A 14,583-nucleotide genomic window follows, 5' to 3' on the forward strand; every position below is an offset into this window, starting at 1 on the left:
CATGAAAGGCCGTCAAGCCGGGCTCGATCAGTTTCTGACCTATCGCCTCCACGCGCTCACGAAGCGCTCCGACCGCGGGATCGGCGAGGTGTACCGGCACAAGCTCGACATCTCGCTGCCCGAGGCGCGCGTGATCGCCGCCGTCGGCGCGTTCGGCCCGTTCTCGATCATGGATCTCGCACGTCACACCAATCTCGACAAGAGCCAGGCAAGCCGCGCGGCCGAGGCGCTGCTGCGCCAGGGGCTGCTAGAGCGCAGCGCGAGCGAGGAGGACGGCCGGATCGTGCTGATCGCGCTGACCGCCGACGGCCGTGCACTGCATCGCAAGATCATGCCGATCGTGCGCAAATGGAACGACGGCCTGCTCGCCTGCCTGTCCGACAGCGAACGCCAGACGTTCGAGCGGCTGCTCGACAAGGTCGTCGCGCACGCCACCGAGCGGGACGACTGAGCCGCATCACGGGCGCCGCGCCGGCCATATTGATCCGACGAATTCGACGGGCTGCCCACGTTGCCTGACCGGCAACGCGGGCGGCCCGCTTTGCGTCATGTGGCGGGCGCGATGAACGTCCCGCGCTTCGCCGCTGGCGCCGGGCCGCACCGGTAGCGGCCCTGCACGCGCTAGAGCCCGCTGTTCGCCGCGCGCTGGCGCAACAGTCCGAGCACCGCGTCGCAGTACGGGGTCGGCACGCCAAGCTTGCGGCCGAGCTCCGGAAACACGCCGAGGATCGGCCCGATCTCGAGCGAACGCCCCGCTTCGACATCCTGCAGCATCGACGTCTTGAACGCGCCGAGCTTACGCGTGAACGCGATCCGCTCAGGTCCGCTCATCCCCGTGGACAGGCCGAGCCTTGCGCCGATCGCCGCCGCCTCCTCCATCATCCGCAGCGCGAGTTCCTGCGTGAACGGATCGCCGAGCAACTGCTCGGTCGTCGACCCCGTCAGCGCACTCAGCGGATTCATGTTCATGTTGCCCCACAGCTTCGTCCAGATCTCGGCCCGGATCACGGGCGTCGACTCGACGTCGAAACCGCCTGCCGCGAGCGCCGCGGCAAACCGCGCCGTGGCCACGTCGAGCCGCTGATCCGGCGCACCGACGATCAGCCGGTTGCCGCGCCCGCGGCGCACGACGCCCGGCGCATCGGTGCTCGACGACAGGTGCACGACGCAGCCGATCGCCTGCGCGGGCGGCAACGCCGCCGACACCGCGCCGCCCGGATCGACCGCGTCGAGCGGCACGCCGTCGATCGATCCTGCCAGCCCGTGCGTGAACCACCATGGCAACCCGTTCATCGCCGCGACGATCACGGTGTCCGGCCCGACCAGCGGCGCAATGCGCTCCGCCAATGCCGGCAGCGCCTGCGCCTTCAGCGCGATCACCACGTAGTCCTGCACGCCGAGCGCGAGCGCATCGTCGCTCGCGCGCACCGGCACCGACGAGGTATCGCCGGTTTCGTCGATCACGCGCACGCCGTGCGTGTTCAGCGCGTCGAGCGTCGCGCCGCGCGCGTACGCGCTCACGGTCATGCCGGCCCGCGACAGCGCGGCCGCGAGCAATCCGCCGATCGCGCCGACACCGACCACCGCCGCGCGCACCGACCCTGAATTCGTGTCGTTCATGATGGAATTCCGTCTCCTGGGAGCTGACGAGCATAACGTCAAATAGTTGCGGACACAACCATTCGCGCGGAGGCACGCCATGCGCCCGCATTCGTGCGCGTCAGCGCGGCATGCCGCCGGCTTCAACGGGTTCGACCGGTTCGTCGTCGGCCATGCTGCTGCCGGTGGCGCCGAGCACGCCAGCGATCTGGCTCTTGTCGTGCATGCCGAGCTTGCGGTATGCGCAGCGCAGGTAGTGACGCACGGTCGTCGGCGAAATCTCCATCTGTTGCGCGACCTCCTTGTGCGACCGCCCGGCGCCGTAATAGCGAATCGCCGCCAGTTCGCGCGGGCTCAGCCGGTCGAGCAGCGAGCGCGGCCGCGCTTCGATCTGGAACAGCCCCGCGACGGGCACGCACTGGATGCGCAGCGCGTCGCCGACGAACGGCTGGCCCGACTGGCGCCGCAGGTGCGCGACGAGCGGCTCCGGCACGCGCGCCCCGGCCCAGGCCGGCCACTCGGTCCGCAGCACGTCGTCGAAACCGTGATCGGCATGGTGGAGCACGCCGAAGTTGTCGCACAGCGCGCGCGCCGCCGGCGCCACCGTCTCGGCGCGCTCGCGCGTGAGTTGCGCGGCACGATTGATCGTCAGCGCGGCCGCGAGGTGCGGAATCACCTCCTCGAAGCGACGCGCATCGTCGTCGCTGAACGGGCGATTGAGCCCCTGCCGGTAGATCGACATGAACGTCGTCAGGCCGAAACGGCGATCGAGCGTACACACGCACATCAGCTGCGCGAGCCCGTACTTCACGCACCAGTCGCGAAACCGCGTGTCGAGCCCCGGCTCGACGACCGTCAGCCGCACCGCGCGGCCGTGCGCGCCGTGCAGCGTGCGGTGCGCCAGCGGATCGCAATCGCGCACGCGCTTCCAGTCGATGAAGAACGCGTGCGGCAAACAGTACAGAAAGCTGTTGTGCATCACGGGGCCGGTCGGCGCATGGGTCGCGACGCCGGTCCACGCGGCATCGAACGGAATGAGCGCCTGCAGCAGCGAAAAGAACCGGTATTCAAATTCGCCGATGCCGGATTGCGCGGCCACTGCGTACAGGTCGAGCAGCATCAGGCCGAGTTCGCGCTGCGCTGCGTCGCCGCGCGTGACGCCGTCGAAATCGGCGCGCCGGGACGGCAGCGGCGGCCACGCGAATTCGTCGAGCACGATGGCGGCCGGCACGTCGCGCAGCGCTTCGAGATCCTGCCCGATATCCGTCGTGATCCTCACCTTCCGCTCCCCTGCCCGATCGGGCTGCTGATGTGCGCTACGACACCGGCCGATTATAGCGAGTGGCTTTTTTGGCGGGCCACGGTGCCGGAACGGGCGCCAACCCCATCCATTTGAACGGTGCACGGCACGTTGCTGCTCCGCAGCACGCCGCGCCGCGGCATCGCGCGGCGGTAATGCCGCGCACAGCGGGTTTTCCACACCGTTCATCTGTACGACTGTTCGAAGGTTTTCCCGCTGCGGACACTGCGTCGCGACAACACCAACGACAAACCGATGCAGGACGGTATGGAGAACCCCACGTGACGAAATCCCGCTTCATCCGCGCGGCCGCGACCGCCGCGACGCTTGCCGCGTGCAGCGCCGCCGCCCATGCGCAGTCGGCCCTCACGCTATACGGCGCGCTCGATGCCGGCGTGCAATACCTGACGCACGCCGACGGACGCCACTCGGCCGTGCAGTTGCAGAACTACGGCATCCTGCCTTCGCAGGTCGGGATCAAGGGCCACGAGGATCTCGGCGGCGGCTGGCGCGCGCTGTTCAAGCTCGAACAGGGTCTCAACCTCAACGACGGCACCGCGACCGCGCCCGGCTACGCGTTCTTCCGCGGCGCGTACGTCGGCATCGCGGGGCCCGTCGGCACCGTCACGCTCGGCCGGCAGTTCAGCGTGCTGTTCGACAAGACGCTGTTCTACGACCCGCTCTGGTACGCGTCGTACAGCGGCCAGGGTGTGCTCGTGCCGATGAATGCAAACTTCATCGACCATTCGGTGAAGTACCAGTCGCCGACGTTCGCGGGCTTCGACGTCGAGGCGCTTGCCGCGACGTCCGGCGTCGCCGGCAATACACGCGCCGGACGCGTGCTCGAACTCGGCGGCCAGTACACGAGCAACGGGCTGTCGGTCAGCGCGGTGCTGCATCAGGCGCACGGCGACGTGGCGGCGGCCGACGACACTTCAGCGCGGCGCCGGGAACTCGGCACGCTCGCCGCACGTTATGCGTTCGCCACGCTGCCGCTCACCGTCTATGCGGGCGTCGAACGCCTGACCGGCGACCTCGATGCGGCGCGCACGATCGTCTGGGGCGGTGCGCGTTACCAGACATCGAACGGGATCGGCCTGAACGCGGGCGTCTATCACACCGATTCGCGCACGCCGGCGATCGGCCACCCAACGCTGTTCATCGCGAGCACCACGTACGCGCTGTCGAAACGCACCGTCGCATACGTGAACCTCGGCTATGCGCGCAACAGCGGCCAGAGCTCGCAGACCGTCTACGAATACGACCCGACGCCGCTCGCCGGCGCATCGCAGTTCGGCGCGATGGTCGGCATGTACCACCTGTTCTGATTCCCCAAACGAGATCCCGCCATGAAAACCCTGTCCCCGGATGCCGCACGCTCGCCCGACGGCCTTGCGCCGGCCTTCGCGCGCTCGACGCTCGTCGCGCTCGTCGTGTTCGCGGCCATCACGCCGCTGCTGCTGCTCGTTGCACCGGCCGTTGCCGGCCAGCTCGCGACGCAACTCGGATTGTCTGCGTCGCAGATCGGCACCTACTTCTTCGTCGAACTCGGTGCGTTCAGCCTCGCGACCGTGCCGTCGTACCTGTGGCTCGGCCGGGTCGACGCGCGCCGCGTCGCCGGATTCGCCATTGCGCTGTTCGGCGCGGGCAACCTGCTGACCGCGCTGTGGATGCCGGGCTTCGCCGCGCTGCTCGCGCTGCGCGCCGTCACCGCACTCGGCGGCGGCTCGCTGATGGTGCTCTGCATGACGAGCGCGGCGACGAGCGAGAACAGCGACCGCGTGTACGGCCTGTGGGTCGTCGGCCAGCTGATCGCGGGTGCGATCGGCCTGTTCGTACTGCCGCACGTGTTCGCCACGTTCGGGCTGCGCGCGTTGTATGTCGCGCTCGCCGCGCTCGCACTGTTCGCGGCACCGCTATCGCGCGGCTTTCCATCGTCGCTCGGCACGCGGACGACGCCCGCCCGATCCGCGCACGCCGACGCGACGCAAACGCCGCGAGGCTTCGTCATGCTCGCCATCGGCGCTGTGCTGACGTTCTATCTCGCGATCGGCAGCGTGTGGACCTTCGCGAGCCGGGCCGCGGCCGAGGCCGGGCTCGATCCGCAGTCGACCGGCAACGTGCTCGCGATCGCGAGCGTGATGGGGATCGCGGGCGCTGCACTCGCATCGTGTGCGGGCGGCCGGCTCGCGCGACGCGCGATGCTCGCGGCCGGTTACGCGCTGCTCGCCGCGTCGCTCGTCGCGCTCGCCGCGATGCGGCACACCGGCGGCTACAGCGCGGCGATTTTCGCGTTCAAGTTCGCGTGGACATTCGTGCTGCCGTTCATCCTCGCGACCGTCGCGCAGATCGACACGTCGGGCCGCCTCGTGGCAACGCTCAATTTCGTGATAGGCGCAGGCCTTGCCGCCGGCCCGCTGCTTGCGGGCCTGATGCTCGACGCCGGCGGCACGATGCGCGCGCTGTTCGTGGCCGCGACGGCCGTCGCGATCGTGTCGTTCGCCGCGCTGCGCCATATCGATCGCCGCACATGCCCTTCCGCTTCCTCCCAACCGTGACAGGTTACGCACCCATGAATCGCACTGCCTTCTTCACCGACGAACGCACTTTCTGGCACACCGGCGGCACACACGCGCTGTTCTTCCCGGTCGGCGGCTGGGTCCAGCCGCCGTCGAGCGCGGGCTACGCGGAATCGCCCGATTCGAAGCGCCGCTTCCTGTCGCTCGTCCAGGCGTCGGGCCTTGCCGCGCAGCTCGACTTGCGCGGCGCCGAGCCGGCCACGACCACCGATCTGCTGCGCATTCATCCGGCGCACTATCTTGACGCGTTCCGCGCGCTCAGCGACGCGAACGGCGGCGACCTCGGCGATCTCGCACCGTTCGGCAAGGGCAGCTACGAGATCGCCGCGCTGTCGGCCGGCCTCGCGATCGCGGCTGTCGATACGGTCGTCGACGAGCGCGCGGCCAATGCGTTCTCGCTGTCACGGCCGCCCGGCCACCACTGCCTGCGCGACCGCCCGATGGGCTTCTGCATGCTGGCGAACATCCCGATCGCGATCGAGGCCGCCCGCGCGAAACACGGCATCGAGCGCGTCGCGGTGATCGATTGGGACGTGCATCACGGCAACGGCACGCAGTCGATCTACTACGACGATCCGGACACGCTGACGATCTCGCTGCACCAGGACCGCTGCTTTCCGCCCGGCTACAGCGGCGCGGACGACCGCGGCGAAGGTGCCGGCATCGACGCAAACCTGAACGTGCCGCTGCTCGCAGGCAGCGGCGACGACGCATATCGCTACGCGTTCGAGCGGATCGTGCTGCCGGCGCTGGAGCGCTTTCGCCCCGAGTTGATCGTCGTCGCGAGCGGCCTCGACGCGAGCGCCGTCGATCCGCTCGCGCGCATGCAGTTGCATACCGACAGCTATCGCTTCATGACGCGCGCGGCGAAGGATGCCGCGCAGCGTCATTGCGGCGGGCGGCTCGTGATCGTTCACGAAGGCGGGTATTCGGAGGCGTACGTGCCGTTCTGCGGGCTCGCGATCGTCGAGGAACTGGCCGGCATTCGCACCGATGTCACCGATCCGATGCTCGATCTCGCGATCGCCCAGCAGCCGGGTGAGCGGTTCGTTGCGTTCCAGCGCGCGCTGCTCGACGAACTGGCGACGTCGTTCGGGTTGTAACGCGCGGGAACGGATGTGACGGGGCCGGCCCGCGCCGGCCCTTGCGCGATCCGTGCGGATGGGGTTTCCTGTGCTTTTATCCCTGTTCCGGCTCGAGGCCGCACTCTTCCGATGAAATCGTCCCCGCGCGATGACAACGACAACGCCAAAACGCGCCGCCAGCCATCGAAGCTGGTCCAGAACATCGCCGCCGTCACGGTCGGCCTCATCACGTTCGCGATCGGCGCGGCGTGGGTGATCTACAGTTGGGTCGTCGATCGCGAAGCGCAGTATTTCGCGATTCCGCTGGTGTTCTCGGTGCCGGTGATCGTGGCGGTCGCGATCCGGAGTTTCTGGGAGTAGGCGCGCCTGAAATGACAAAGCGCCGCGGTCGGGCGACGCGCGCCGCTTGGAACGACCATCAACGAAAAAAGCGCTGCGGTCTGTCGACCGGCAGCGCTTTTTTGGGGAACCATACCCTGGCGGGTACGTATCCGACTTCTGGTGCGTGAGGCCGGACTCGAACCGGCACACCCTTGCGGGCGTCAGGACCTAAACCTGGTGCGTCTACCAATTTCGCCACTCACGCGCATTTCTGTCGCCTGACCGCGCGGCACGCAAGATACGTGCGCCACGCGCCCGGGACTTCATGCCGGCCCGAAAACCGGCACGCCCGATCAGGCGAGCGCGAGATTCTACCCGATCCGCGCGGCGTTGTCTCGCCCCGCCGGCACGCGTCGTGCAGCGATGCTAGAATGCCGCGCTCGACGTTTCGGCACCGCGCCGTCGCGCGTCCCCCGAACCCGAACCCACCCGATTCCGCCCGTGAACTTCGACGACTACTGTCAGCAAAAGGCCGCCCCTGCGGGCTCCAGCGTCTACTACGCGCTGCGCCAGGCGCCGCTCGCCACGCAGCCGCGCCTGACCGCCCTGTTCGCGCTGCGCCGCGAACTCGAGGAAACCGTCAAGGAAACCAGCGACCCGACCGTCGGACACACAAAGCTCGCGTGGTGGCACAAGGAACTCGCGGCACTGGCCGACGGACAGCCGTCGCACCCCGTCACGAAGGCGCTCGCGCAGCATCATCCGGCGATCGCCGCCGAAGCCGATGCGTTGCGCACGCTCGTCAACGGCTACGAGATGGATCTCGAACAGGCGCGCTACCTCGATTTCGCGAACCTGCAGCGCTACATCGCGCAGGTCGGCGGCACCTTCGCGTCACTGGTTGCGCGCGCAAGCGCGGCGAACCCGGCCGACCCGCAGCCGTGGGCCGCGGACGCCGGCCGCGCGCTGATGCTCGCTCAATTCGTGCAGGAACTCGGCAACGACGCGCGCCACGGCCGCATCTACCTGCCGATCGACGAACTGCAGCGCTACAACGTGACCGCGGCCGATCTGCTGAATGGCCGCTACAGCCCGGCCTTCACCGAATTGCTGCAATTCCAGACGGCCCGCGCGCGCGAAGCGCTCGCGGCCGCCGAAGCGGCGATCCCCGCCTCCGAACGCCGCGCGCAACGCACGCTGCGCGCGCAGATCGCACTGGCCGGCGCGCTGCTCGACGAAATCGAACGCGACGGCTACCAGGTACTGCACCAGCGCATCGCACTGACGCCGATCCGCAAGCTGTGGATCGCGTGGCGCGCGTCGCGCCGCCGCTGACCCCACGCATCACGCCTTCAACAACGGCAGCGTATCGAAGCGCTGCTGCAGCACGCGCGACGCATCGAGCCCCCACCACGGCCCGAGCACGGTCGCATAGAGCTGGCGGAAATCGACTGCGACCGGCAGGTTGCCGTTGCCGTCGAGCCGGCCGAGCGCCGGCGGCGCACCGTACAGTCCGCCGGCCACGCGGCCGCCCATCACGAAATGCGGCGCGGCCGTGCCGTGATCGGTGCCGTTGCTCTGGTTCTCACGCACACGCCGCCCGAATTCCGCATACGTCATCACGAGCGTCTGGTTCCAGCGCCCGAGTTCGGTCAGCGCGCCACGCATCGCATTCATCCCTTCCGCGAACTGCTTGAGCAACGCAGCCTGCTGCCCCGGCTGGTTCTGGTGCGTGTCGAAGCCGTTGAGCGTCAGGCGCAGCACCGCGACGCCATCCTGCGCGCCGGGCCCGGACGCTTCGCACGCGGCCAGCACCTGCATCGCGGTCTTCACCGACGTGCCGAACGCGCCGGCCGGAAAGGCCGTCCTGAACTCACGCATTCCGCCACGCGGACGCAGCCGGTCGGCCGCCTTCACGATGTCGTTCTCGACGTCGATGATGTGTGCGAGCGCAGGGTTCTGCTCGCGCAGCGACGACGGCTCGGCGAGCCGGGCCGCCCGGATGAACTGCGCGGGATTGACGAGCGCGATCGCACGCGCACCATTCGACAGCGGCCCCATCTCGGCGCTGCCGAGCACGACGCCATCCGCCGCGAACCCCGGCGGCACGGGCGCCTGCGCGAACGTGCGCGTGAGCCAGCCTTCGTGCAGGTACTGATCCGAGCGCGACGCGGTATCCCAGATCTCGATCGAGCGGAAATGCGACAGGTTCGGCTGCGGGTAGCCGACGCCCTGCACGACCGCGACCTGCCCGTCGCGCCATAGCGGCATCAGCGGCGCAAGCGACGGGTGCAGCCCCGTATGCGCATCGAGCTGCAGCACCTGCTCGCGCTTGATGCCGATGCTGCGCCGGAACTGGTAGTAGAGCGGATCCGTGTACGGCACCACGGTATTGAGCCCGTCGTTGCCGCCCTTCAGCTCGACGAGAATCAGCACGTTCGCATACCCGGCCGCCGGTTGCCGCCCCGCCTGCGTCGCGGAAGCCGCCATCGCGGGCGCTTGCCACATCGACACGCCGGCCGCGGCCGCAGCGCCCGTCAGCGTCAGAAAATCACGTCGGTTCATCGCGCATCCTTTGGTTTGCCGTCCGGCACCTTTGCCGCGGCGGCGCCCCGCTTCGTCGTCGTTCGAATCATTTCAGTTGATAGGCCGGATCCATCAGCAGCGCCTCGAGATACGCGCTGCCGGTCGAATCCGTGTCGATCGCCGCGACCGGCGACAGTTGCAGCACCGCGTGCTGCAGTTGCAGCTCGGTCGACAATCCGGCGATCGCCTGCGGCCGCGCGCGATATTGCGCGAGCCAGCGTTCGAGGTCGAAACGCAAGCCGGCGCGCGCGGGCTTCGGCGGCGTGCCGCGCATGCCGGCCGCGGACGCCGTGTCGACCACCGGCATCGCTTGCGCACGCGCATTCGGCGGTGGCGTCATCGGATGCGCGGGAGGATGCATGCCGGCCGCCTCCGTCGCGCGGAACAACTGCTCGACGAACTGCTTGCGCGACAGCAGCGTGGTGCTGTTGATCCACAGCCCACCGCCCGGCCAGCCCTTCACGTTCGGCGGATAGAACAGGTTCTGCCCGAGCGTGCGCACGGTGTTCGCAAGCATCTGCGGATCGCCGTACGCGACATCGAACAACCGCACCGACCCGACGACGAACTCGGCCGGCGATTTGACGAGCACGCCACGGTTGCGCGGATCCCAGAACGCATCGGTCGACCACAGCGCGGCGAGCGCCGCGCGAATGTCGTAGCCGCTCGCGCGGAACCGTTCGGCCACCGTATCGAGCGCGCCCGGATCGGGCGTATCGGACACGAATTCGCGCCACAGCTTGCCAGCAATGAAGCGCGCGGTGCCCGGCCGCTTCAGCAGGATGTCGAGAAAGCCGTCGCCGTCGAACGGCCCCGTTTCGCCGAGTATCGTCTTGTCGCCGGCATCGTGCGCTTCGGGCCGCACCTCGAAGCGCAGCGTGTCGGGATCGATCGTCCAGCCCGTCATCGCGCGTGCAGCCTCGGTCACGTCGTACTGCGTGTAATGCCCTTCGCCGAGCGTGAACAGCTCCATCACCTCGCGCGCGAAATTCTCGTTCGGACGTCCCTTGCGATTGCTCGCGCCGTCGAGATACTGCAGCATCGCCGGATCCTTCGCGACCGCATGCAGCAGCGTGCCGAAATTGCCGAGCGCCTCGCGGCGAAACAGCGCGTTCTGCGCGGCCATCGTCTGCGGGTAAGGCACCTTGTCCTGCCCCGACGTGAAGTGCCCGTGCCAGAACAGCGTCATGCGTTCGGTCAGCGGCGACGGCGTGACGATCATCTCGTTGACCCAGGCCGCGCGCAGCGCATCGTAGCGGACGTTGCGCTCGCGCTGCTCGTCGCGGCGCATGTCGGGTGTCAGCGCCTGACGCTGCGCGCGCGTCGGCGGCAACTCGGCGATCCAGTCGGGCCACGTCGTCACGGGCTCGTGCCGCACGCTGCCGAGCGTGTCGGCCACGACCTGCGCGCGCGTCATGCCGACGACACGCGCGACGTCGGCGGGCGCGGGAGAGAAACCGGTGCGGCTGAGGAAAAACAGTGCGTCGTCGGCATCGAGCGGCGACTGCATGGCAGGCGACGGCGCCAGTGCGGCAGCGTTCGCTTTCATCGTCATGGACTCCCGGAACGCACCGGCGGTGCGGATGCCGGTACAACGGCATTCGGCAGGCGAAAGTTGACGGAAAAAGTGCTACGAATTCTTTCCGCGCGGGATGTCGGCGCAGGGCGAAAGACGGCGCGTGTCAGCGCTTGTACAACTCGCGAACGGCGTCTTCGATGTGCTGGCGCAGCAGGTGCCGCTCTTCGGGCGTCATGTGCCCGTCGCGGCGGTGCTGTTCGAGATCGGGAGGCACGGCTGAACGAACCGTCATATCGGCGGTACGGTCCGACTGCGGCGCTTTGCCGCGCGGCAGCTTGCGCGACGGTGCGCCCTGCTCGGGGCGCTGCGCATACGCGAAGTTCGACGCATACGGACCGGCAAGTGCGATCGTCAGCATCAGTGCAATCCGGGCAGATCGCATGACCGTCCTCGCTTCTTTGGTCGATTTGTTCCCTTCGTCACGCGGCAACCGGCTACCTCTGGTACTTGAAAAACCCTGCGGAAATCGGGTGTACAAAGATGAATGATGGAGTGCAGGGGAGTATCTACCGAATTTCGGCTTCGAGTAAAGGAATCTCTATAGCCTGCCTTTACTCGGCGCGACACTACGGGTAAATTTTGTAACCGACTGTAACGCACGAAAATACGTGACCGTGCGTCAATTCCCATTCGCGATAAGATGCCGATCATGGAAACGAAAAACCCCTCCAAGATTCTCGTCGTCGACGACGACCCTCGCCTGCGCGATCTGCTGCGCCGTTACCTCGGCGAGCAGGGTTTCAACGTATACGTCGCGGAAAACGCGACCGCGATGAACAAGCTCTGGGTACGCGAGCGTTTCGACCTGCTCGTGCTCGACCTGATGCTGCCGGGCGAAGACGGCCTGTCGATCTGCCGCCGCCTGCGCGGCAGCAACGACCGCACGCCGATCATCATGCTTACCGCGAAGGGCGAAGATGTCGATCGCATCGTCGGCCTCGAGATGGGCGCCGACGATTACCTGCCGAAGCCGTTCAACCCGCGCGAGCTCGTCGCGCGCATTCATGCGGTGCTGCGCCGCCAGGCGCCGGCCGAACTGCCGGGCGCGCCGTCGGAAACCACCGAGGTGTTCGAGTTCGGCGAGTTCTCGCTGAACCTCGCCACACGCACGCTGACGAAGTCGGGCCAGGAAATTCCGCTGACGACCGGCGAATTCTCGGTGCTGAAGGTGTTCGCTCGCCATCCGCGCCAGCCGCTGTCGCGCGAAAAGCTGATGGAGCTCGCGCGCGGCCGTGAATACGAAGTGTTCGACCGCAGCCTCGACGTGCAGATCTCGCGCCTGCGCAAGCTGATCGAGCCGGATCCGGGCAGCCCGCGCTTCATCCAGACCGTCTGGGGCCTCGGCTACGTGTTCATCCCGGACGGCGCCGCCTGACCTTTTTCCTTTCCGGTTTCGCCCGTCCACGGCCCGTCCCATGCGTATCGACCGGCGCCTCCTTCAGCTCGCGTTCGGCGGGCTGTTCTGGCGCACCTTCCTGCTGATCGCGCTGCTGATCTCGGTCAGTCTCGCCGCGTGGTTCCAGAGCTTTCGCGTGATCGAGCGCGAGCCGCGTGCGCAGCGCGTCGCGCTGCAGCTCGTCGCGGTCGTGAAGCTCACGCGCACCGCCCTGCTCTATTCCGATCCCGATCTGCGGCGCGCGCTGCTGCAGGATCTCGAGAGCAACGAGGGCGTGCGCGTATATCCGCGCGAGAAAACCGACAAGTTCAAGCTGCAGCCCGACGAATCGCTGAACCGCCTGATCGAACACGACATCCGCAGCCGCCTCGGCGACGATACCGTGATCGCGCAGTCGGTCAACGACATTCCCGGCGTGTGGATCAGCTTCAAGATCGACGACGACGATTACTGGGTCGCGCTCGACCGCGACCAGCTCGACAACGTCACGGGCCTGCAGTGGGCCGGCTGGGGGCTGTTCGCGCTCGCGCTGTCGCTGTTCGGCTCGGCGTTCATCACGAGCCTCGTGAACCGGCCGTTCTCGCGGCTCGCGCTCGCCGCACGGCAGATCGGCTCGGGCCAGACACCCGAGCTGCTGCCCGAGCGCGGGATGGGCGTCGCGGCCGAAACCAATCGCAGCTTCAACCAGATGGTGCGCGACCTCGAACAGCTCGAGGCCGACCGCGCGCTGATGCTCGCGGGCATCTCGCACGACCTGCGCACGCCGCTCGCGCGGCTGCGGCTCGAAACCGAGATGAGCCCGTCCGACCAGGCGACCAAGGACGCGATGGTCGACGACATCGAGCAGATGGACCGCATCATCGCGGCCTTCATCGACTACGCGCGCCCGTCGCAGCGCAAGCCCGAGCCGGTCGACCTGTCGTCGATCGCGCAGGAAGTCGCCGCGCGCGTCTCGGGCGAGGACGGCGTCGAGATCCGCACGCGACTCGCACCGAGCGCGATCATCGAAGCCGACGAGACCGACATGCGCCGCGTGATCGGCAACCTCGTCGAGAACGCGCGCAAGTACGGCCAGAGCAAGCAGGACGGCATCTCGCGCATCACGGTCGAGACCCGCGTGTCGCACGCACGCGTCGAGCTGTCGGTGAGCGACGAAGGCCCCGGCATCCCCGAGGATCAACTGCCGCTCGTGATGCGGCCGTTCTACCGCGTCGACACCGCACGCACCAAGGCGGACGGCACGGGCCTCGGGATGGCGATCGTGTTGCGGCTGGTCGGCCGCTATCGCGGCGCGCTGCGCCTGCGCAACCGGAACCCCGAAGCGGGTCTCGAAGTCACGCTCGAATTCCCCGGCGCCGGCAAGGTACGTGCGACTGCGTGACGCGCTCACGCACACCTCTTGCGCTGCACACTATCGATCCGGTTGAGAAAAACTATGAAGATCGTTAGTCAAAATCTATTGAAGCACTTTACTAATAGTGTTATAGTTTTGCCCATGCTGTCACACCATCGTTGCAGCACCGAGGTAGCTTGACTCAGTCCTCTTCCCAACTCATACAGGAGTATCCGCATGAAAACCGTGGGCGATAAACTCGAAGCTTTCACCGTCGTAGCCGCGAAGCCGGGCTTCAACAATCACGAGGAAAACGGCCAGTCGGCATTCGAGACCGTCACCGAAGCGTCGTTCCCGGGCAAGTGGAAGATCATCTACTTCTATCCGAAGGATTTCACGTTCGTGTGCCCGACGGAAATCGTCGAGTTCGCGAAGCTCACGAAGCAGTTCGAAGAGCGCGATGCCATCCTGCTGGGCGGCAGCTCGGACAACGAATTCGTCAAGCTCGCATGGCGCCGTGAGCACAAGGACCTGAACAAGCTGAACCACTACTCGTTCGGTGACGTCAAGGGCGAGCTGATCGACCAACTCGGCGTGCGCGACAAGGAAGCCGGCGTGGCACTGCGTGCAACGTTCATCGTCGATCCGGACAACACGATCCAGCACGTTTCGGTGAACAACCTGAACGTCGGCCGTAGCCCGGAAGAAGTCCTGCGCATTCTGGACGGCCTGCAAACGGACGAACTGTGCCCGTGCAACCGTGCAGTCGGCGGCGCAACGCTGTAAGCGCATCGATGCACGAAGC

General features: G+C 67.4%; 14 protein-coding genes and 1 tRNA gene. 9 read left to right on the forward strand and 6 right to left on the reverse strand.

Translation table 11 applies throughout. From position 1 onward, the window contains the following. Position 1: 1 nt before the first annotated feature. The gene (locus KEC55_RS10025) at positions 2–451 is read left to right on the forward strand and encodes a MarR family winged helix-turn-helix transcriptional regulator (protein ID WP_039367176.1); all 450 of its coding nucleotides are present in this window, start codon (positions 2–4) and stop codon (positions 449–451) included. 170 nt (positions 452–621) lie between these two features. On the opposite strand, the gene KEC55_RS10030 is transcribed toward KEC55_RS10025, so the two are convergent. Both KEC55_RS10030 and KEC55_RS10035 read right to left on the reverse strand, forming a co-directional pair. Continuing rightward, the gene (locus tag KEC55_RS10030) at positions 622–1,620 is read right to left on the reverse strand and encodes a 2-dehydropantoate 2-reductase (RefSeq protein WP_282505315.1); all 999 of its coding nucleotides are present in this window, start codon (positions 1,618–1,620) and stop codon (positions 622–624) included. 100 nt (positions 1,621–1,720) lie between these two features. Beyond that, complete coding sequence (locus KEC55_RS10035; RefSeq protein ID WP_282505317.1) at positions 1,721–2,878, reverse strand: helix-turn-helix transcriptional regulator; 1,158 nt, start codon at positions 2,876–2,878, stop codon at positions 1,721–1,723. A gap of 302 nt (positions 2,879–3,180) precedes the next feature. Here KEC55_RS10035 and KEC55_RS10040 point away from each other — a divergent pair, with 302 nt between their 5' ends. The 4 genes from KEC55_RS10040 to KEC55_RS10055 all read left to right on the forward strand — a co-directional run bounded on the left by KEC55_RS10040 (position 3,181) and on the right by KEC55_RS10055 (position 6,923). Continuing rightward, the gene (locus KEC55_RS10040; RefSeq protein ID WP_282505318.1) at positions 3,181–4,227 is read left to right on the forward strand and encodes a porin; all 1,047 of its coding nucleotides are present in this window, start codon (positions 3,181–3,183) and stop codon (positions 4,225–4,227) included. A 21-nt stretch (positions 4,228–4,248) separates the two neighbouring features. Next, complete coding sequence (locus tag KEC55_RS10045; RefSeq protein WP_282505319.1) at positions 4,249–5,457, forward strand: MFS transporter; 1,209 nt, start codon at positions 4,249–4,251, stop codon at positions 5,455–5,457. Between the two features lie 14 nt (positions 5,458–5,471). Then, positions 5,472–6,581, forward strand: coding sequence for a class II histone deacetylase (locus KEC55_RS10050; RefSeq protein ID WP_282505321.1), 1,110 nt, complete (start codon positions 5,472–5,474; stop codon positions 6,579–6,581). Between the two features lie 111 nt (positions 6,582–6,692). After that, complete coding sequence (locus tag KEC55_RS10055) at positions 6,693–6,923, forward strand: hypothetical protein (RefSeq protein ID WP_124450463.1); 231 nt, start codon at positions 6,693–6,695, stop codon at positions 6,921–6,923. Positions 6,924–7,062: 139 nt separating this feature from the next. Here the strand turns inward: KEC55_RS10055 and KEC55_RS10060 are convergent. Then, a tRNA-Leu gene (locus tag KEC55_RS10060) sits at positions 7,063–7,149 on the reverse strand. A gap of 236 nt (positions 7,150–7,385) precedes the next feature. Between KEC55_RS10060 and hpnD the strand changes: the two genes are divergently transcribed. After that, entirely contained in the window at positions 7,386–8,219 is an 834-nt protein-coding gene (hpnD, locus tag KEC55_RS10065) for a presqualene diphosphate synthase HpnD (protein WP_282505323.1), read from the forward strand. A gap of 9 nt (positions 8,220–8,228) precedes the next feature. On the opposite strand, the gene KEC55_RS10070 is transcribed toward hpnD, so the two are convergent. The 3 genes from KEC55_RS10070 to KEC55_RS10080 form a co-directional block, all read right to left on the reverse strand. Then, complete coding sequence (locus KEC55_RS10070) at positions 8,229–9,449, reverse strand: DUF1501 domain-containing protein (RefSeq protein WP_282505324.1); 1,221 nt, start codon at positions 9,447–9,449, stop codon at positions 8,229–8,231. A 67-nt stretch (positions 9,450–9,516) separates the two neighbouring features. After that, positions 9,517–11,019 carry a DUF1800 domain-containing protein gene (locus KEC55_RS10075; RefSeq protein WP_282505326.1) on the reverse strand — a complete coding sequence of 501 codons (1,503 nt, stop codon included), beginning with the start codon at positions 11,017–11,019 and terminating at the stop codon, positions 9,517–9,519. Between the two features lie 133 nt (positions 11,020–11,152). Then, a complete protein-coding gene (locus KEC55_RS10080) occupies positions 11,153–11,431 on the reverse strand; it encodes a hypothetical protein (RefSeq protein ID WP_282505327.1) in 279 nt (92 codons plus the stop codon). A 258-nt stretch (positions 11,432–11,689) separates the two neighbouring features. On the opposite strand from KEC55_RS10080, the gene ompR reads away from it, so the two are divergent. The 3 genes from ompR (at position 11,690) to KEC55_RS10095 (ending at position 14,564) form a co-directional block, all read left to right on the forward strand. Continuing rightward, the gene (ompR, locus tag KEC55_RS10085; protein ID WP_006478565.1) at positions 11,690–12,424 is read left to right on the forward strand and encodes an osmolarity response regulator transcription factor OmpR; all 735 of its coding nucleotides are present in this window, start codon (positions 11,690–11,692) and stop codon (positions 12,422–12,424) included. Between the two features lie 40 nt (positions 12,425–12,464). Then, positions 12,465–13,826 carry an ATP-binding protein gene (locus tag KEC55_RS10090; RefSeq protein WP_282505328.1) on the forward strand — a complete coding sequence of 454 codons (1,362 nt, stop codon included), beginning with the start codon at positions 12,465–12,467 and terminating at the stop codon, positions 13,824–13,826. Positions 13,827–14,015: 189 nt separating this feature from the next. After that, a complete protein-coding gene (locus KEC55_RS10095; protein ID WP_043188036.1) occupies positions 14,016–14,564 on the forward strand; it encodes a peroxiredoxin in 549 nt (182 codons plus the stop codon). The last annotated feature ends 19 nt before the right edge of the window (positions 14,565–14,583 follow it).

It is taken from the genome of Burkholderia cepacia (genome assembly GCF_029962485.1).
Classification (GTDB): domain Bacteria; phylum Pseudomonadota; class Gammaproteobacteria; order Burkholderiales; family Burkholderiaceae; genus Burkholderia.